Below are 19,118 nucleotides of genomic sequence, written 5' to 3'. Positions count from 1 at the left end.
ATTGCGACAATAAGATGGATTCTCTTATTAATCTTGAGGAAAATTGTGTTTTCTCTTGGCGCTTGTGAGGGAATAGAAGAAAAGCAGGAGAAGGAAGAGCGGAAGCGAATAAGAAATTAAGTTAGAGCGCCATGTAAATCAGGTATAATGATGTTAAAGGAAAGAGGAGGACGTTTTGTATGCTCGTTCAAAGTTTGTGTATTCCGAAACACCAGTGTGTCAAGATTTTAGAAACCGCTACGATTCGAGAAGCATTACAGACGCTAGAAGAAACAGGATATCGTTGTGTCCCGGTTCTTGATCAGACCGGTCAATTGTTCAAGGGGAACATTTACAAGATGCATATTTACCGCCACGGAATGAACGGTGGTAGCTTAGACGATAACGTCATGACGTTGATCAAAAACACCACGAAGTTCATCTACACAGGCAGTAACTTCTTTGAAGTCTTTTTCTCAATCAAAGAATTGCCTTACATCGCAGTCTTGAATGATGATGGACAGTTCTTCGGCATCTTACCACACGGAAAGATGCTTGGTATGCTCGAAGAAGCATGGAATCGTGATTCAGGCAGCTATATCTTAACGGTTGCACTCAGTGAACAAAAAGGTGCCCTTGAAAAGATTGCTAAAATCGTCAATAAGTACTCAACCGTTGCGAGTTTGATGACACTTGATGCGAAAAGCAGTGTCATGCGCCGGGTCTTGATCACATTACCGACGGACTGTGATGAGAAAACGAAAAAGAAAATCGTCAAGAAATTAAATGAAAAAGGACTCCGTGTCGTTGCTGTGGAAGACTTGGCAGTTCGTGTATAATGACTAGGAAATCCGAAGGGACCAGCAAGTGGTCCTTTTTTTGTTGGGAGGAATAAAAATGAAAATTTTAATGGTAGGGGCAGGTTCGATGAGCGAATCCTTAGTCAAAGGATGGCTTGATTCGGGTATATCCCCTCAAACGATCACGATGACCAATCGAACCGACCGGACACGTCTGTTCGCTCTGGCGGAGCAGTACGGTGTTCGGACGACGGCCGAGGAACAGGTCGAACAATTTGATGTCGTTGTTTTAGCCATGCAGCCGGACGGAGTTCTCGACTACATCAAACAACAGACTTGGACGGATCAGCTGGTGGTGTCCGTCGCCGCGCACATCACACCGTCAGACATCGAAGCATACGTTTCGTGTGGTGCTGTCTGTGCGATGCCGAATACACCCGTCGCCTTTCAGACAGGAATGACGGGCCTATGGTTTGGTGACCTCTTATCCGATAAGAAAAGACAACAAGCGACGGCATTGTTTGAACGAGTGGGTCAGACGGTTGAAACGAATGCGACAACGATGCCTTATTTGATGGCAGCAGCGGGATGCAGTCCTGCTTTCTTCTATGAAATCGTCGGCGCGATGACACCTGTATTAACGAAAGCAGGTTTTGATTCTTCTTCTGCCCGGCAAATCATTGCACAGGCGATGAAAGGATCGGCGGAACTATTATTGCATGAAGAACGTCCGACAGCGGAATTGATTGACGATGTAGCGGCTCCGGGTGGTCCGACGGATCGTGGAGTCCGCGTTCTGCGCGAGCATCACTTGGCACAAGCGATGCATGCTGCTTTGATGGAAAGTGCGCGGGAAGATAACTGAGTATCATCTGAAACGTCTACCGGTTCTCGATTCGAAGAACGCAGGTAGGCGTTTTTTGATCAGGTTCGGCTCATGTAATACGAAGCGTTTCACGTGAAACATTGATTTACTCTTGCAAAGTAGGGCAGAACTCCGTATATTTAAAAAAGAAACCGTCCAGACGGTACAGTAAAATAGAAAGGAGAAAAATGATGGTCAGTACAAAAGCGTTAGAAACACGACGGCGAATCACGGATGCGACTGTTCAAGTCATGCTGACTCAAGGGTTTCCACAACTGACACTTGAAGAAGTGGCGAAACAGGCCAATGTCTCCAAAGGTGGATTGTTGTATCATTTTTCTTCCAAAGAAGAATTATTGATGGGTGTGATTGAAGAACAGGAACGGCGTCAGTTTCAGCAATATCAGACGTACCGGGAAGAGGGATTCGGTCCAATGGAAGCATTCGTCCTGTTGCAAGCACGGCGGGACGAAGAATTTTGCCTCGACATCGATACGGTATTGTTTTTGTTGTCCCTGTTAAAGGAAAATGCCGCTTTTGTGGAAGAACGAAAAAAGCAGGTCCATCAGTTTTTTGATCAGTTGATGGAACAAGCGGATCCTGTAGACGCGATGATGATTCGGTTTACGTTGGACGGGCTAAAGATGTCGGAACATTTTCAGTTCGGTCAACCTGCACCTGACGTACGACAGGCCTTGATTGAACGGTTATTGAAACAAGCACGAAAGATTGATCAAGCATCAAAATAATAAGGTGGAATTGAAAAAGAAGAGAGAGAAGGCGGATTTTTACCATGAAGCGTATCATTCAATTTTCAGTCAATAATAAGTTTGCCCTTTGGTTGCTGACGATTATAATCACAGTCGCCGGAATTTATGCCGGAACGACGATGAAACTCGAGACATTGCCGGATATCACGACACCAACCGTGTCCGTGACGACGATTTATCCGGGAGCAACACCGGAACAAGTACTCGATGAAGTCAGCCGTGAACTTGAAAGTAAGGTCGAGAATCTCGGCGGAGTCGAAACCGTCCGCTCGTCCTCTTTCCAGAATGCCTCAAATCTACAAATCGACTATAGCTTCAGTACAGACATGGACGAAGCGGAACAAAAAGTCAAAGAAGCATTGGCGAACGTGGAGTTACCGGAAGGCGCCCAGGAACCTCAAGTTTCCCGAATCTCCTTTGATGCCTTCCCGGTCATCGGATTTGCTGTATCGGACGAAAAACGTTCCTTGTCCGACTTGACCAAACTGGTCGAAAACGAACTTCAACCAAAACTCGAAGGAATCGAAGGCGCACAAACGGTTCAAATTGCCGGTCAAGAAATCCGCCGAATTGAGATCCGATTTGACGAAAAGAAACTGCAACAGTATGGATTGACGGAAGAAAACGCCAAACAACTGATTCAAGCGAATGATTCCCGCTTGGCACTTGGATTATATGAATTAGGTGATAAAGAACAGGCTGTTGTCCTCGATGGAAAGGCAACGACAGTCACTGAACTGAAAAATCTCCGTCTGCCTTACACACCACAAACAGCAACAGGACAAGTACCTGAAGCAGGCGCGGGACAAGGACAGACGCAAGCACCTGCGCAATCGGCGCCGACAGATGCAGCTTCGGCACAAGCCTCGAGTCCGGCAGCAGTTGCACCGACGCAAGTCCCGACCGTTAAATTATCGCAACTGGCGACGATTGAAGACAAAGGGATCGAAGAATCAATTTCCCGGTCAAACGGGGAACGTTCGATCGGCGTCCAGGTGACGAAATCACAAGACGCGAATACGGTCGAAGTCGTTAATGCGGTCAAAGAGACGATTAAAGACTTTGAGAAAGACAACGCTAGCGTAAAAGCATCGATCACACTCGACCAAGGGAAGCCGATTGAAGAATCGGTCTCAACGATGATCAGCAAAGCATTGATTGGTGCCTTGTTTGCCGTCGTCATCATTCTCTTGTTCCTACGTAACATCAAATCAACGATCATTGCCGTTATCTCGATTCCATTATCTCTGCTGATGGCGATTTTAGTCTTGAAACAATTGGATATCTCTCTCAACATCATGACACTGGGTGCGATGACGGTGGCGATTGGTCGTGTCGTGGATGATTCGATTGTCGTCATTGAGAACATTTACCGTCGATTGACGGATCCAACTGAACCGTTAAAAGGGAAAGCGCTCATCATCGATGCGACACGTGAAGTCTTCATTCCGGTCGCTTCATCTACAATCGTCACGATTGCCGTCTTCCTGCCGCTTGGATTTGTCACAGGATTCGTCGGAGAACTGTTCCTTCCATTCGCCTTGACAGTCGTCTTTGCGCTCTTTGCCTCGTTGATCGTGGCGGTAACGGTTGTTCCGATGTTTGCTGACTCACTCTTTAAACGCGGAAAGGCACCAAAACCTGAAAAAGAAGATGGCGGAAAACTCGCCAATTGGTACCGGGGTGTACTAAATTGGTCATTGAATCATAAACTCGTCGTGTTTGGTCTCGCCGTCCTGCTGTTGATCGGCAGTTTCGCGCTTGTTCCAACAATCGGCGTCAACTTCTTGAATCAAGAAAGTGAAAAAACATTTTATGTGACCTATAATCCAAAACCGGGTCAAACACTTGATGATTCTTTAAAGGCAGCAGACCAGGCAGAAGCTTATTTTGACAAGCAAAGTGATATAGATAATCTTCAATTTACAGTCGGTGGAGAAAATCCATTAAATCCTGGAAATACAAAACAGGCTGTCTTCATTGCCCAGTATGATCCGGATACAGCCGATTTTGCAGATGTGAAGCAACAGGCCATCAAACAATTGAATAAAGAGATTCCGACAGGCGAATGGAAAGAACAGGACTTTAGTGGAGGAGCAGCTTCTTCCGGTGTCTCGTACTCCGTTTATGCGAATTCCATCGACGATTTACAAACGATGACACCTAAATTCGTGAAAGCGATTGAGGGTGAATCGAAATACGTGCGTAAAGTAACAACCGACTTAAAAGAGTCGTATACGCAATACACGTTCGAAGTCGATCAACAAAAAGCCGCTGAATTCGGTATCTCGACAGCGCAATTGGCACAAGGGATTGCAAATGTGCAGGGTGAAGAAAAACCACTTTCTACTATAAAAGTAGACGGCAAGGAACTTGATGTCATCGTTCCGAACGAACAGACGACATATGATTCCATCAATGATTTACAAAAAACAGATGTCACGACGCCGCTTGGTGTCCGGAAACTGTCGGATTTCGTCTCCGTTAAAAAAGGGACGACACCGGATTCACTCAGTGAACGGGACGGCAAATTGGTCGCGACGGTCACTGCAGAATTAAAAACAGACAAAGCAACAGAAGCTTCACAAGCCATCGATAAAACAGTCAAAAAAATTGATCTTCCGACAGGTGTTTCGTATAAAGCAGGTGGTGTGACGGAGCAAATTCAAGAGTCATTCACGCAACTCGGACTTGCGATGGTAGCAGCAGTCGCCATCGTCTACCTTGTTCTCGTCGTCACCTTTGGAGGCGCATTGACACCACTTGTCATCTTGTTCTCGCTTCCGTTTGCCATCATCGGCGGATTACTCGCGCTGTTGATTACAGGCGAAACGATTTCAGTATCTTCATTAATCGGTGCATTGATGTTGATCGGAATCGTCGTGACGAACGCCATCGTTCTGATTGATCGCGTCATTCACAAGGAAAAAGAAGGACTTGATACACGTGAAGCCTTGTTGGATGCATCAGGAACACGACTTCGTCCGATCTTGATGACAGCGCTCGCGACAATTGGCGCCCTATCACCATTGGCACTAGGTCTTGAAGGCGGTGCTTTGATTTCGAAAGGGCTCGGGGTGACGGTCATTGGCGGATTAACAAGTTCAACGTTATTAACCTTGTTGATTGTCCCGATCGTCTACGAATTCTTTGCACGGTTTCGGAAAAAGAAGTCAATGGATTAAGCGGACTTAGTCTTTCATCATTTAAACAGGTATCATGAAACGGCTCCAGACTGCCATTTCATGACCTGTTTTTTTATTTGTTGCAAAATTGTTACGAAAAACTATCCCTGTTAATAAACTGTAACACGACGATAGAAAACAGCATGATAGGATAAAAACAGTAATTATCTGATAATTTAGTTTTTCACATAGACTTACTTACAAGGGAGATAGACGGATGAAAAGTTCATTTTTAGTTCGTGTCATCGTATTTGCAACGTTGCTCATCAGTAGTTTTGCCGCTGTTCCCCAACAAACGAAAGCCAGTGCATCCAAAAAAGTTGTCGTGGCAGTCGACGTGTTGAATGTCCGTTCACAAGCAACGACGACGGGTCAAAAGCTCGGTCAACTGAAATTAGGACAAACGGTAACAGTCCTTGGAAAAACGGCAAACAATTGGTATCAACTCCGGTATGCAGGAAAAACTGCTTACATAGCGGCTACATACACAAAAGCTTTTAATGCAAAAGCGACGACAGGATTAACTAAAAATGGAGCAGCCGTCGTATCCGTGGCGGAAGGATTAAAAGGACGTCCTTACGTATTTGGCGCGACGGGGCCTGTCAGCTTCGACTGTTCCGGCTTTACGCGTTATGTCTACAATGCGTTGGGTAAGTCATTACCACGAACAGCGGCTGCCCAATATGGCGCGACGAAACGAACGGCTCCAGTTGCCGGTGATCTCGTCTTCTTCACACACGGAAGCGGAATTCAGCACGTCGGGATTGCAGTTGACGGATCGACGATGATCAACGCCAATTCGTATTACGGACAAGTCGTCAAAGAATCATTCCGGAGCGGCTACTGGGGATCGCGTTACGTTGCGGCCGGCTCTCTATAAAACAGCAAACCATTCAAAAAACCCGCTCTTGACGCATTTGCGAGACAAGAGCGGGTTTTTCATCTATTCATGGGATTCAAGTGCGGTTAACCCGCTCAGAAGAGTGGTCGGAATTTCCACCTGGGGATGATTCCGCCAGTCGGCACTGGTTGCGATGGAGAAGGCTTGGCGGCCGATGGTCTCATAAGGGACGGCAACGGTCGTCATGTTGAGGACGACCGCTAACTCACTTCCGTCAAACCCGATGACCGCTAAATCTTCCGGAATCCGATACCCTTGTTTGCGAAGCTCCAGGATGATGCCCGCTGCCACATGATCACTTGCAGTCAATAAAGCGGTCGGACGATAGGTTTGCTTGGCCCACTGCCGTGCAATCCGGGCCCCATCTTCAATCGTCAATGCCTGCTGATAGACCCAGTCAGCGTCGGCCAGCGATACGGTATCCTGATAAGCACGTTTTCGGGCGCGACTGTTCGTGCTGTCGGGACGACCGAGACAAATCCCGATCTGGATATGACCGAAAGTCTGAAGTGCCTTTAACCCGCTCTGAAACGCGGTATAATGATTAATGTAGACCGAAGAGACATCTTCATGATGTTCACAAAACACAATCGGACCATATTGTTCGTATTGTAAAATATCTTCGACCGGCAGACTGTGTGACACGACAATCAGTCCATCGACTTCACGTTGTGCAAGGGCTTGAAGAACCGTTTGTTCATGTGATGCGATGTAGTTCGTCTGCCAAGTTAAAAAACGGTACTCCTCTTCAAAAGCAGACTGGGCAATGCCGTGTAAGATGGCAGCGTGATAAGGATGATCGACATAAGGCAACATGACGCCGATGGTTTTCGTTTGACCGGTCGATAAATGGACGGCAGTTTGATTGCGGATGTAGCCGAGTTTTGTGATGGCATCCCGTACGGCCTGGCGTTTATCTTCCGCGACGTACGGATGATCATTGAGGACACGCGAGACTGTCGTCACTGAAACATCTGCTTCACGTGCTAAGTCACGAATGTTGGTCATCAAAAGTTCCTCCTAGCTGTTGGATAATTGTTGATGAATCTGAATCCAGTCGTGCTTCGTAATCGGACCTTCAAGCCAAGGCGAACGCTCGAGTTGTTCTGATATTTTTTGTAACAGCTCGACTTGATGCGCCGGCGGTAAGTCCGGATACTGGTCGACTAACGTATGTTTACACAAATAGTAACCGGTCGGTGTATAAAGCTGTTCAATCGCTAGCTCATAAGCGACATTTTTTTGAATCAGACGAGATAAGATTGTTTGGAAAGACACAAGAAGACCTCCCTTGTAGTGTATATCAAGACCATAATATATGGAACGCGTTTCACGGCAAGAGAAAATCGGGATGTCCTTCAAAAAAGTTGGAAATCCGGGCTGGAATTGACCTATGGAAAAAAGAGGACTATGATTGTTTCGAATCAAGATAAAGAGGGGCGAACGTAAAATGGAATCGACAGACTCGAAGCTGGCATTAAAAATGCTCGTTGTTCTATCTCGTACAATGCATGCAGTAGCAGAACAAGTGAAGGTAGACATCAAGACCCATCAGCTGAACTTATCGGAATTTGGTGTTCTCGAATTGTTGTACCACAAAGGAGATACGCCACTCCAACAAATCGGCGATAAAATCTTATTAACAAGTGGCAGTGTCACATATGTCGTGGATAAATTAGAGAATCGGGGGCTTCTTGCCCGACGATCTTGCCCGACGGATCGTCGCGTGACGTTCGGAACACTGACGGAGGCCGGAAGAGAACTGATGGAAGAAACTTTTCCAAAGCACGAAGCGTTCCTCACGGACTTGTTCAGTGATCTTTCGATTCCAGAAAAAGAACAGTTGATCGACCAGTTAAAACGGATTGGTCATCGCGCAGACCATTATAAACACTCAGAAAAAGCCTAATCATCATGATTAAGCTTTTTTTGTTGATTTCTTTGAAATCAAACTAATTGACAAAAGAAAATGGTGTTGGTATATTTACTTACAGAAATTACTTTAGATAAAAGGGAGAAATAAAAATGACTAAATTACTTTATGTAACTGTAAACCCGAAATCAACAGAACATTCATTCAGCCTTCAAGCTGGTGAAGCTTTCCTCGAAAGCTACAAAGCAGCTAACCCGAACGCTGAAGTTCAAGTTCTTGATCTATATAAAGAAGATGTCCAAGAAATCGATACAGACGTACTCAGCGCATGGGGCAAATTCGCAACAGGCGAAGAGCTTTCAGAAGTTGAAATCGCTAAAGTCGGTACAATGACGAAACACCTGGAGCAGTATATGGAAGCGGACGAATATGTATTTGTGACGCCAATGTGGAACTTCTCATTCCCAGCACGTCTTAAAATGTACATCGACAGCGTTCTTCTTGCAGGCAAAACATTTGCTTACACGGCAGAAGGTCCTAAAGGATTGATGGAAGGCAAAAAAGCGCTCCACATTCAAGCAACAGGCGGCATATACACTGGTTCTGGCCTCAACTTCGGAGATGACTACCTCCGTCAAGCACTCGCTTTCACTGGCGTAACGGACTACAACTCATTGTTCATCGAAGGTATGGCAATGAATCCAGAAAAAGCAGAAGAAATCAAACAAGCAGCAATCGCAGAAGCAAAAGAACTTGGTCGTTCATTCTCAACAGTCAACGCATAAGAAACGAAAACACCCGCTGTCCGGTCAACCGGACAGCGGGTGTTTTGCGTTTACAAATGAGTTTTTTTCCGTAAGACGAGCGACGCAAAAAGGAACAAGTCCTTTAATTTCTCCAATCCGCGCGGATGACTGGAAATCCGGTACAGCCATTCGAGCTTCAGCTTCCGGAACAGCTTCGGGGCACGTTTACTGTGACCCGACCAGACATCAAATGCACCTCCGACACCGATGAAAAGACCGTGATCCACCTGGTCGTAAACGGATGCGATCCATTCTTCCTGTTTCGGCGCGCCGAGGGCCACCAAAATCAAATCAGCTTCGACCGATTGAATCGCTTTTGCGGCTTCTGCTTCTTTGCCGAATCCGTGAAAGGTTCCGACGAACTGGATATCAGGAAAACGAATCGACAATTGCTGGATCAGCGACTTCATGACTTCCGGGCGTCCGCCAAGCAGGAAGACCCGTTTTTTCAAAGCATCGGCTGTTCGAAGCAACTCCCGTGCCGTCTCGATTCCGGGCAACGTCGCAGTGAGCGGTTGCCCCATTCGTTTGCTGGCTGCCGTCACACCGATTCCGTCAGGTGTGATGAACGTTGCTTGTTGTAAGATATGCTTATAAGCGGGTTCGCGCAAAGAACGTAAGACCAGTTCGGGATTAGCTGTAACAAGAAAGGCTTTTTCATTGTTGTGTAAAATCGTTTTAATATGGGTATACCAATTCGACGGTGTTGCGTCGACAAAAGGCAAACCAAATAACTGTGTTGTTTGAATCATCTTTATTCCACCTCATTATTCATCATAGCAGAATCGGGCCGGACGAACAGGGGCTTGAGACTGAAAAAAAGGAGCGATCGGGATGCATGCAGCCTGGCAGGAGATTTTAAAAGAAGAGAAAGAAAAAGACTACTTTATCCGATTATGGGATTTTATCAAGACCGCTTACCGGGAAACGACGGTGTATCCGCCGAAGGATCGGATTTTTCATGCGTTTGACGCGGTGGCGCCGCAGGATGTCCGTTGCGTCATCCTGGGTCAGGATCCATACCATGGACCGAATCAGGCCAATGGATTAAGCTTTTCCGTTAATGACGGCATTGCGATTCCGCCGTCTTTACGTAATATGTACAAGGAATTAGTGTCCGATATCGGATGTCCTGTGCCGACGACTGGAAATCTTGAAGCCTGGTCGCAGCAGGGGGTGTTTCTGTTGAATACGTCACTGACCGTTGAAGCTGGAAAAGCGGGTTCCCATGCGAAAAAAGGCTGGGAATCCTTTACGGACCGCGTCATCGAAGTGCTCGGACAACAGGAGCAACCGATTGTATTCATTCTCTGGGGAAATCACGCAAAAAGTAAAAAAAGTTTGATTGATACGAACCGGCATCTCGTTCTCGAATCCGTTCATCCAAGCCCGCTTTCAGCGAGCCGCGGTTTTTTTGGCAGTCGACCGTATTCGCAAACCAATGACTGGTTACAGCAGCAAAATCGAACACCGATCGATTGGTGTATGTCATAACACAGGAAAAACCAATTTACTCCGTCCTTATGGAGTAAATTGGTTTTTTTGTTCAATCCATCATGAATTTTTCGATGACGAGGGCAATGCCATCCTCATCATTAGAAGCTGTCATGTACTGGGCTTTTTCTTTGACAGTATCGGCGGCATTCGCCATCGCGACACCAAGCCCGGCCCATTCGATCATCGATAAATCATTGTTGCCGTCTCCGCAGGCAATGACATCCGACTGCTTGATTCCGAGACGTTCAGCTAGTAGGGCAAGACTCGTTCCTTTCGTCACGCCAGCTTCCGTAAACTCAAGGAAAAATGGCTTCGAGCGGGCGACAGCGAGCTCACCGGCTAACTCGACTTGAAGTTTTTGCTCGACTTCGGCCAAACGATTTTCTTCCGCAAGCATCAAACATTTGACGACCGGCTCTGTGATGGATGCTTTGAAATCCGTCACAGTAATGACATCCATTCCCGTCAGTTCCCCTTCAATTGTCGTAAAGGCGTTCGCTCTCTCCGTCAAAATTTCGTGTCCGACATACGTGTGGATGTCGATGTTTTCCCGTTTACTTAAATCGTAGAGACGATGGACGGTTTCCGGAAGAAGGGTACTGGAGAAGAGGGACTCATTTGTTTTACAGTCGATGATGGAAGCCCCGTTGAAACTTAGGATATAGCTGCCGTATCGGGCAAGCTCCAACTCTTTTGCCAAATCGATCATAGCGTAAGTCGGACGACCACTCGCAAGCACCACTTTTTTTCCGCGACGCTGTGCATCGAGTAACGATTCTTTCGTTTTTGGAGAAATCGTATGGTCGCTCGTCAATAATGTATCGTCAAGATCAAGTACAATCATTTCGTAAGCCATAAATATAAACCCCTTTCGAATATCTGTTACATCTTAACAAGTTGACTCTTCTTCCACAATATACTCTCGCTTGAAAGAGTGTGATAAAGTTTGAGAAGAGCATGTATGGAAAGGATTTAAGTCTGATGAAATATTTTGTAATTTTCTTATCGACCCTATATTTGGCGGGATGCGGTCTTACGTTGCCCCATCCTGCTTCATTACTCGAACACCCGGCGTTACCGGAATGGGAAAAGTCGTTAAAAGCAAAAATTGATACCGATCTTCCTACAGAGGCGGAAATCGTGGCACCGCGGAATCAATCTATTTCAAGGCTGTATGAATTGATTGATTTGAACCGGGATGGACGTGATGAAGCCATTACGTTTTACCGGATTGAACAGCGAGGGACATTTCAAATCAAGGTGTTGGTCCACGAACGTCTGAAGAACAAGTGGGTTTTACGTGTGAGCCAGCCGATTGCGACAGGCCGATCGATTGATCAACTTCACGTCATCCTCGATGAATCCAAAAAAGTGAATCAACTGATGATTGGTGTGACGAGTCTTGAAGAGAATACGGTCTATCTCCTGAAAGATTTGATGAAGCCATCGATTAACATTACTAAAATCGATACATATGATCGATTGACGATTGCCGATTTGAATCAAGATCGACGTCAGGATATGGTACTACTCAAAAAAGGACGGACGACAGAACTTGTGTATTATGAGGAAGCCTTGAAGCCGACCAACCGACAAGATGTCACATTGCCAGTCAAAGAAGGCGATTTATTTGCGGATCATGATCTATTTGAAATTGATACCGTGAATCCGGCTAAGAAAAAAGGTGTATTCGTCTCCTTTACCCGTGAGGCAAAAATGCATTTGCTCGTCTTTCAGCTCGAACAAGCCCGGCTGACATCCGTCCGCTGGGGTGAGACATCAGAAATTGTCGAGCCGATGTATACGTTCCCGAAAGACGTTGACCAGGACGGTGTCATCGAATTTGCACATCAATACACGCCTGAAGGAAGTATAGGACGCGTGTCTGAAGAAAAACCAAGAATCACTGCTTATTATGCGTGGAATGGATCCGACGTTCAGCCATTTCTCGAAAGTGGATTTGAGCTTCGGGAAGAGCAATACATTGATCTCGAATACAATTTCGTGATGCGTTTTCCCGCAAACTGGGCGACGCGTGAAACTATTGAGAAAAAGGACAACCGGGTCCGGTTCATCAACCGGGAGACCGGAACAATTGATTTTGAGCTGGAGATCATTCCAAAAACTCAATATATCGCCAGCCATCGCAAGAAGAAAATTAAAGAAGGCATTGATTACGTGTATGTCATCTCTACCAATCAATCCTATGAAGAGTACGCTGCCAACGTAGCGCTCGTGGAATAAAGTAAAAGCAGGAGGAAAATAAGATGACTAAAATATTAGTGGCCGAGGATGAACATGCGATTCGTAGTTTCATCGTCATTAATTTAAAACGTGCAGGATATGAAGTGATTGAAGCAGAAAACGGACGGGAAGCATTGGACTACTTTGAGCAGCAAACGTTCGACATCCTGCTGCTCGACATCATGATGCCGGAAGTCGACGGATTTGCGGTTTGTGAACAAGCCCGCTCGAAAGATGAAGTCGTCGGCATCATCATGCTGACAGCACGGACGCGCGAAGAAGATAAAGTCATGGGACTCAGTGTCGGTGCGGATGATTATATTGCGAAGCCGTTCAGCCCGGCTGAACTGTTGGCGCGTATTCAATCCTTACTCCGCCGAGTCGAGACACTTCGCCGCCGAAAACAACCCCGTGAACTGATCTCAGGTCCTTTTCGAATTGACCTCGGAGCAAAGCGGGTCCAAAAAGCAGGTGTTGATGTCGAAGTCACACCGACAGAATACGATTTGTTATGCCATTTCATTAAAAATGAAGATCAGGTCATGTCCCGGGATGAGTTGCTCGATGCAGTGTGGGGCGAAAATTATTTTGGAGACCGTAAGACGGTCGACGTCAACATTCGCCGCCTGCGTCAGAAAATCGAAGAAAATCCAGCAGAACCCGAGTTCATCGAGACGTTATGGGGACACGGCTACAAGTGGCGTAACGAAAAATGAAACGACAGATTTTGATGCGGTTCATGACGATCATTACGGTAACGGTTTTGCTGGTCATCGGAATTTTATCCTTCGTGACGTATAACTATTATTATGTGACGGCGACAGATGTCTTGAAACGGCATGCCAATGCAAGTGCCATCTTATTTGCAAACAGTGGTCTGGCTTATGATTTTCAAGACTCAGAAGCGACGATTCATGACGTGCTTGATTCATATGCCTACACAGATGCGGAAATTGAAGTATTGGATGTGAAGGGAATTCCCCGCTATTCGTCGACAGGTTTCGTCTCGAAACGGAATATGACGAAACAGGAAGTGACACGTCTGTTGAGCGGTGGAACGATCACAAAACGTTATGATGATCCGACGACGAATGAACATCTGCTTGAGGTGACGGAACCGATCGTATCCTTCGGACAGACGACAGGAGCGCTACGTTATACGACGTCGCTTGCCAAGATTGATCAACGGGTCATTGAAATTTGTTTGGCGATTTTCTTATTAGGTGTCGTGATTTGGGGACTGGCCTACATTTATTCCTCCCGTCTCGTTTCGTCGATCGTTCGACCGATTCAGGAAGTTATCGGTGCATCCGATCAAATCGCAAAACAGCATTATGACGTCAAGGTCAATGAGGAGTATACGTTTGAACTGGGGGAACTTGCCCGAACGATCAACTATATGGGACAACAGATCAAGCAACAGGAAACATTGAAGGATGAGTTCATCTCCGGGATTTCGCACGAGTTACGAACACCGCTCACTTCCATTAAAGGATGGAGTGAAACATTACTGGCAGAACCGGAACGTTTGCCAGAGGAAGCGTCGCTCGGGATGGGAATCATCCATTCGGAGACGGAACGGTTGATTTCGTTAGTGGAACAGTTGCTTGATTTTTCGAAACTGGAGACGAGCCGGCTCGTCTTATACCGGCAGGAAGTAAATTTGACTGAAATCATTGAAACGGTAACGGCACAATTGCGTCAAAAACTGGAAGAAAAAAACATCCGCATTGTCCGCAAATTGCCGGCACAGGTGATTGGTCTTTACGATGAAAACCGTTTAAAACAGGTCTTTTTAAATTTACTGGATAACGCGATCCGCTTTTCGCCGATTGACGGCGAAATCACAATTCGCCTTGTCCGCTCAGAACGTGTCCTCTTTTTATCTTTCAGCGATGAAGGACCCGGTATTCCTAAAAATCACCTCAGACATGTCACGGAAAAGTTTTATCAGGTTCAAAAAGGGAAAGGTGGAACAGGGTTAGGTCTCGCAATTTGCCGTGAACTGGTTGAAGCACATGAAGGGAAATTGTTCATCGATAATCAACCGGAAGGCGGAGCGATTGCAACGATCCTCCTGCCGGTCACGAAAGCATAACGGGAAAGTCAAATGAGAAGCGCTTTCGAAACTGAACTGGTAAAGTGAAATGAGGATAACGATTTACAGCAAGACGAAACGAATGGAGGAATCAGTCATGGCACTTGGCGTATCGAACGGCAGATTAAGTCCGCTTACAGGGAAACCGAACGCGGTATCGACACAGACGGATAAAGAAGCGTTGAAGATGACACCTTTACCGTTCAACGGAAATCTAGCAGAATCAAAATTTCAAATCATGCGAGTTCTTCAAAGTCTTGACCGGGTGACAGTAGTCAAAGAAGATCCAACGTACATTCATGCTGTCTTCTCGAGTAAAGTCCTTCGTTTTAAAGATGATGTTGAATTTTATTTCGACGAAGCTTCTCAAAAAATTCATTTCCGCTCAGCTTCCCGTGTCGGCTATTCCGACTGGGGCGTTAACCGAAAACGAATGGAAGACATTTCGGCACGATATAAGGAGGCTTCCCGATGAAAAGTTATCAGTTGGTCGTAATTGGTGGTGGAGCAGCCGGAATGACAATTGCGGCAGGAGCAGCCAGTCTTGGTGCCCATGTCGCATTGATTGAGCGTCATACACATTTAGGTGGAGATTGTTTGCATTACGGTTGTGTCCCGTCAAAAGCGTTGATTGAAGCTGCACATGACGTCCATGTCATGAAGCAGACAGCAGCGAAGTACAACGTGACATTAAACGGAGACGCAGTGTACAGCAAAACAAAAGCAAGCGTCGACCGTGCCCGGAATATCATTCAGTCGCATGACGGAACGAAACGGTTCGAAGAGCTTGGTGTCGATGTTTACATCGGCGAAGCCAGTTTCTTGAGTGCCAATGAAGTCGAAGTAGCGGGTCAACTGGTTGTCGGAGAGAAATTCGCGATTTCGACGGGATCACAGCCGATCATTCCGCCGATTGAGGGGCTTGATACGATTCCGTACTTAACGAATGAGACGATTTTTGAACAAACGGAACGCCCTGAACGATTGCTGGTCATCGGCGGCGGAGCGATTGGTCTCGAATTATCGCAAGCCTATGCCCATCTCGGAACGGAAGTGACCGTGATTGAAGGTGCTAAATCCTTGATGCCAAAAGAAGACCGCAGCATGGTCACGGTACTACAACGACAAATCGAACAAGAATTGACACTCCATTTGGATACGACCGTCACAAGTGTCCGGAAAGCTGCGAACGGAATCGAAGTCACAGTCAAAACAGGCGAAGAATCCCGTGTCATTGAAACGGATGCCGTACTCGTGGCTGTTGGCCGGAAGCCGCGGATTGATGCGTTACGCCTTGATCGCGCAGGTGTTCATGTTGAAAAAGGTTATGTTCAAGTCGATGGTTCCCTTCGGACGAACCAACGTCATATCTTTGCTGTCGGTGATACGATTCAATCGTTGCCGTTTACGCACGTGGCTGGTCTTGAAGGGAAAACAGTCGTTACGAACGCTTTGTTCGGCTTACGGACTAAACCAGATTACCGTGCCGTTCCATGGGTGACGTTTACGACACCTGAACTGTTCCACCTGGGACTGACAGAAGAAGAAGCACGTCAAAAATACAGCGACATCAAAGTTTACGAAACCGGACTTGATGAAGTCGATCGGTTTGTCATCAATGGTCGGACGGAAGGACGCGTCAAACTGATTGCCGATAAACGCGGTAAACTGATTGGTGCCCATGCAATTGGTGAGCAAGCCGGCGAATGGATGCAGGAAGTCGTTTATGCGATGGCTCGTAAAGATAAGGTCGGTCAGTTATCCCGTGTCGTTCATCCGTATCCGATTCGTGGTGCTGCGGTCCAACGTGCAGCTGATTTATACTGGCGTGAACGTCTCTTTGACGGTCCGTTGCCAAAATGGTTAAAACGATACTTTGATTGGAAACAAGGAGAATAATACATGCAACAATCTGCTAAAAAACGTAATTTCGTTCCGGTCGTCATCCTCTTGACGCTCGTCATCAATCTGTTGGTCGCGCTGTTGTTTTTTGCACCGCCTTTACAGGTCGGTGATGGGTTTGACTGGACGCTGCTTCCTTTTTTAAACGCCATCTTCAACAGCTTCACGTTCATGTTGTTGCTCGGTGCCTGGATTTCAATCCGTCGGGGAAACCGGATCAATCACCGTCGCTTTATCGGCGGTGCCATGACGACGACGACGTTATTCTTGATTTCGTACGTGACGTATCATGCGGTCAGTGAATCGACGAAGTTCGGCGGAGAAGGGTTTGTCCGTCCCATCTATTTCTTTATTCTGATTTCGCATATCATTTTAGCAGCGGTCATCGTTCCGCTCGTCTTGATGTCGCTCGCTCATGCATTGAATCAAAATTTCGAGAAACATAAGAAGTGGACGCGTTTTACGATGCCGCTTTGGTTATATGTCAGTCTGACGGGTGTTATCGTCTATGTGATGATTCGTCCGTACTATTAAAACCGCACATCAAAACAGGCCCATTCCGATTTTTCTCGGAGTGGGCCTGTTTTTGATTGCCGAATCGTCATACAGCAAAGGAGATTACGGTTTTACCTTCGTTTCATCCAAGACATTTTGTGCTTTGATGTCAATTAGTGGACGGATCAAGACCTCAACACGCCGGTTTTGACTGCGACCGTTTTCCGTAGCATTCGAAGCAATCGGTTGATACTCTCCGTATCCGCTGACCGTAAACCGTTTTGGAGCAAGCTGTGGATTCCGCTGAAGGGCACGCATGAAACTGATGGCCCGTTCTGCACTGAGTTCCCAGTTCGACGGATACTGAACGGTATTAATTGGAATGTTATCCGTATGACCCGAAACCTGGATCTGACGTTGTCCTGCTTTGACAAGCAGGGTACTCATGCCTTGAGCGATTTGAATCGCATCACCTTTTACATCTGCTTGGGCAGGTGAAAAGAGGGCCCGGTCACGGATCGTAAAGACAAGCCCTTCATTCGTGACCTCAACTTTGATGTCTTTTTCAAGCTTCTGCTGTTTGATGTAGTCATTTGCTTCTTCTTTGATTTTTTCGAGTTCAGCGATTTCATAGCTTTGTGCTTTCGTTCGGGCATCAGTCTTTTTCGAGTCCTCTTCTTCCTGTGAGGTCGATAAGGAACTGTTCGTAATCATGCCTGAACCACCATTGAAGACAGAACTGAACGATTGAGACATTGCTTTCAGTTTGACGGCATCGACGTTACTCGAAGCGAAAAGAACGATGAACAGAGCGAGTAACAAGGTAAGGAGATCGGCATAAGGAATCAGCCAGCCTTCGGAAATGTGTTCATCATGCGGCTTCTTTTTCCGTTTCATACGTCGCACGCTCCTTCGGTGTCAGATAGACAAGTAACTTATCCTCCAGGTTTTTAGGAGATTCTCCGTTCTGGATTGATAAGATTCCTTCAATCATCATTTCATAGAGTTGGATTTCAGTGGCTGACTTCTGCTTTAACTTTGTCGCAAATGGGAACCATAGGACATATCCTGTGAAAATCCCAAATAGCGTTGCGATGAAGGCCCCGGAAATCGCGTGCCCCAGCTTTTCGATATCTGATAGATCGGATAGCGCGGCAACGAGTCCGACGACAGCCCCGAGTACACCGAGGGTCGGTGCATATGTACCGGCTTGCGTGAAGATGTTGGCATTCGCATGGTGCCGTTCGGTCATGTTTTCAAGGTCGCGGGTCATGACGTCTTCGACGTATTCTGACGGTTGACCGTCGATAACCATCATGACACCGCGGCGCATGAACGCATTATCCACTTCTTCGAGTGCCGTTTCAAGTGACAATAAACCTTCTTTTCGGGCTTGTGTCGAGAGGGTTAAAAATTGTTGAAGCAATGTCTGTTTCGTCATCAGTTGTTGTTCAAAGAAAATGACTTTAAACAAAGCAGGGATGATTTTTAAGCGTTCTTTCGGAAACGAAATCATGATTGCTGCCGCTGTACCGACAAAAATAATAACGAGTGCCGCGGGGTTCAGCAATGCGATCGGAGAGGCCCCTTTTAAAATCATTCCTCCGACTAAGGTGATGAGCCCTAGTATAATACCAATAATCGACACGATATCCATTTCATTTGTGCCACCTTTCCCATGTTGTCTGATCGTGAACGAAAAA

20 protein-coding genes are annotated in these 19,118 nt (G+C 46.4%); 14 read left to right on the top strand and 6 right to left on the bottom strand.

Features of this window, described 5'->3' with window-relative positions; translation table 11 throughout:
* Positions 1-179: 179 nt before the first annotated feature.
* The 5 genes from cbpA to MUN34_RS13125 all read left to right on the top strand — a co-directional run bounded on the left by cbpA (position 180) and on the right by MUN34_RS13125 (position 6,479).
* Positions 180-818: a cyclic di-AMP binding protein CbpA gene (cbpA, locus tag MUN34_RS13145; RefSeq protein ID WP_026827156.1), complete on the top strand. Its 639-nt coding sequence runs from the start codon at positions 180-182 to the stop codon at positions 816-818.
* Positions 819-876: 58 nt separating this feature from the next.
* Entirely contained in the window at positions 877-1,644 is a 768-nt protein-coding gene (locus tag MUN34_RS13140; RefSeq protein ID WP_247858030.1) for a pyrroline-5-carboxylate reductase family protein, read from the top strand.
* A 191-nt stretch (positions 1,645-1,835) separates the two neighbouring features.
* Complete coding sequence (locus tag MUN34_RS13135; RefSeq protein WP_247858029.1) at positions 1,836-2,393, top strand: TetR/AcrR family transcriptional regulator; 558 nt, start codon at positions 1,836-1,838, stop codon at positions 2,391-2,393.
* A 44-nt stretch (positions 2,394-2,437) separates the two neighbouring features.
* The gene (locus MUN34_RS13130; RefSeq protein WP_247858028.1) at positions 2,438-5,599 is read left to right on the top strand and encodes an efflux RND transporter permease subunit; all 3,162 of its coding nucleotides are present in this window, start codon (positions 2,438-2,440) and stop codon (positions 5,597-5,599) included.
* A gap of 217 nt (positions 5,600-5,816) precedes the next feature.
* The gene (locus tag MUN34_RS13125; RefSeq protein ID WP_026827160.1) at positions 5,817-6,479 is read left to right on the top strand and encodes a C40 family peptidase; all 663 of its coding nucleotides are present in this window, start codon (positions 5,817-5,819) and stop codon (positions 6,477-6,479) included.
* A gap of 63 nt (positions 6,480-6,542) precedes the next feature.
* On the opposite strand, the gene MUN34_RS13120 is transcribed toward MUN34_RS13125, so the two are convergent.
* Positions 6,543-7,508 carry a LacI family DNA-binding transcriptional regulator gene (locus MUN34_RS13120; RefSeq protein WP_247858027.1) on the bottom strand — a complete coding sequence of 322 codons (966 nt, stop codon included), beginning with the start codon at positions 7,506-7,508 and terminating at the stop codon, positions 6,543-6,545.
* A gap of 12 nt (positions 7,509-7,520) precedes the next feature.
* On the bottom strand, positions 7,521-7,778 hold the full coding sequence (locus MUN34_RS13115; RefSeq protein WP_026827162.1) for a hypothetical protein: 258 nt from the start codon (positions 7,776-7,778) through the stop codon (positions 7,521-7,523).
* 172 nt (positions 7,779-7,950) lie between these two features.
* Here MUN34_RS13115 and MUN34_RS13110 point away from each other — a divergent pair, with 172 nt between their 5' ends.
* Together MUN34_RS13110 and MUN34_RS13105 are read left to right on the top strand one after the other, a co-directional pair.
* Entirely contained in the window at positions 7,951-8,409 is a 459-nt protein-coding gene (locus tag MUN34_RS13110) for a MarR family winged helix-turn-helix transcriptional regulator (RefSeq protein WP_026827163.1), read from the top strand.
* A 116-nt stretch (positions 8,410-8,525) separates the two neighbouring features.
* Complete coding sequence (locus MUN34_RS13105) at positions 8,526-9,158, top strand: NAD(P)H-dependent oxidoreductase (protein ID WP_247858026.1); 633 nt, start codon at positions 8,526-8,528, stop codon at positions 9,156-9,158.
* Positions 9,159-9,208: 50 nt separating this feature from the next.
* On the opposite strand, the gene MUN34_RS13100 is transcribed toward MUN34_RS13105, so the two are convergent.
* Complete coding sequence (locus tag MUN34_RS13100; protein WP_247858025.1) at positions 9,209-9,931, bottom strand: WecB/TagA/CpsF family glycosyltransferase; 723 nt, start codon at positions 9,929-9,931, stop codon at positions 9,209-9,211.
* An 82-nt stretch (positions 9,932-10,013) separates the two neighbouring features.
* Here MUN34_RS13100 and MUN34_RS13095 point away from each other — a divergent pair, with 82 nt between their 5' ends.
* Positions 10,014-10,673: a uracil-DNA glycosylase gene (locus MUN34_RS13095; RefSeq protein WP_247858024.1), complete on the top strand. Its 660-nt coding sequence runs from the start codon at positions 10,014-10,016 to the stop codon at positions 10,671-10,673.
* 52 nt (positions 10,674-10,725) lie between these two features.
* On the opposite strand, the gene MUN34_RS13090 is transcribed toward MUN34_RS13095, so the two are convergent.
* Complete coding sequence (locus MUN34_RS13090; protein WP_026827167.1) at positions 10,726-11,532, bottom strand: Cof-type HAD-IIB family hydrolase; 807 nt, start codon at positions 11,530-11,532, stop codon at positions 10,726-10,728.
* A 125-nt stretch (positions 11,533-11,657) separates the two neighbouring features.
* Between MUN34_RS13090 and MUN34_RS13085 the strand changes: the two genes are divergently transcribed.
* The 6 genes from MUN34_RS13085 (at position 11,658) to MUN34_RS13060 (ending at position 17,454) form a co-directional block, all read left to right on the top strand.
* A complete protein-coding gene (locus tag MUN34_RS13085; protein ID WP_235188801.1) occupies positions 11,658-12,920 on the top strand; it encodes a hypothetical protein in 1,263 nt (420 codons plus the stop codon).
* A gap of 23 nt (positions 12,921-12,943) precedes the next feature.
* Entirely contained in the window at positions 12,944-13,636 is a 693-nt protein-coding gene (locus MUN34_RS13080; protein WP_026827169.1) for a response regulator transcription factor, read from the top strand.
* The gene (locus MUN34_RS13075; RefSeq protein WP_247858023.1) at positions 13,633-15,018 is read left to right on the top strand and encodes a sensor histidine kinase; all 1,386 of its coding nucleotides are present in this window, start codon (positions 13,633-13,635) and stop codon (positions 15,016-15,018) included. Before MUN34_RS13080 ends, MUN34_RS13075 begins: the two co-directional genes overlap by 4 nt.
* Before the next feature lie 97 nt (positions 15,019-15,115).
* Entirely contained in the window at positions 15,116-15,493 is a 378-nt protein-coding gene (locus MUN34_RS13070) for a DUF1499 domain-containing protein (protein ID WP_247858022.1), read from the top strand.
* Positions 15,490-16,917 carry a dihydrolipoyl dehydrogenase family protein gene (locus tag MUN34_RS13065; protein WP_026827172.1) on the top strand — a complete coding sequence of 476 codons (1,428 nt, stop codon included), beginning with the start codon at positions 15,490-15,492 and terminating at the stop codon, positions 16,915-16,917. Before MUN34_RS13070 ends, MUN34_RS13065 begins: the two co-directional genes overlap by 4 nt.
* Positions 16,918-16,920: 3 nt before the next feature.
* Entirely contained in the window at positions 16,921-17,454 is a 534-nt protein-coding gene (locus tag MUN34_RS13060) for a DUF420 domain-containing protein (RefSeq protein WP_247858021.1), read from the top strand.
* A gap of 84 nt (positions 17,455-17,538) precedes the next feature.
* On the opposite strand, the gene MUN34_RS13055 is transcribed toward MUN34_RS13060, so the two are convergent.
* Together MUN34_RS13055 and motA are read right to left on the bottom strand one after the other, a co-directional pair.
* Entirely contained in the window at positions 17,539-18,312 is a 774-nt protein-coding gene (locus tag MUN34_RS13055) for a flagellar motor protein MotB (RefSeq protein ID WP_247858020.1), read from the bottom strand.
* Positions 18,287-19,072: a flagellar motor stator protein MotA gene (gene motA, locus MUN34_RS13050; protein ID WP_012371742.1), complete on the bottom strand. Its 786-nt coding sequence runs from the start codon at positions 19,070-19,072 to the stop codon at positions 18,287-18,289. The genes MUN34_RS13055 and motA overlap by 26 nt, the downstream gene beginning before the upstream one ends.
* Positions 19,073-19,118 lie beyond the last annotated feature (46 nt).

This window comes from Exiguobacterium sp. 17-1, assembly GCF_023096305.1.
GTDB classification, from domain to species: domain Bacteria; phylum Bacillota; class Bacilli; order Exiguobacteriales; family Exiguobacteriaceae; genus Exiguobacterium_A; species Exiguobacterium_A sibiricum_A.
This window is presented reverse-complemented; position numbering and strand designations above follow the sequence as displayed.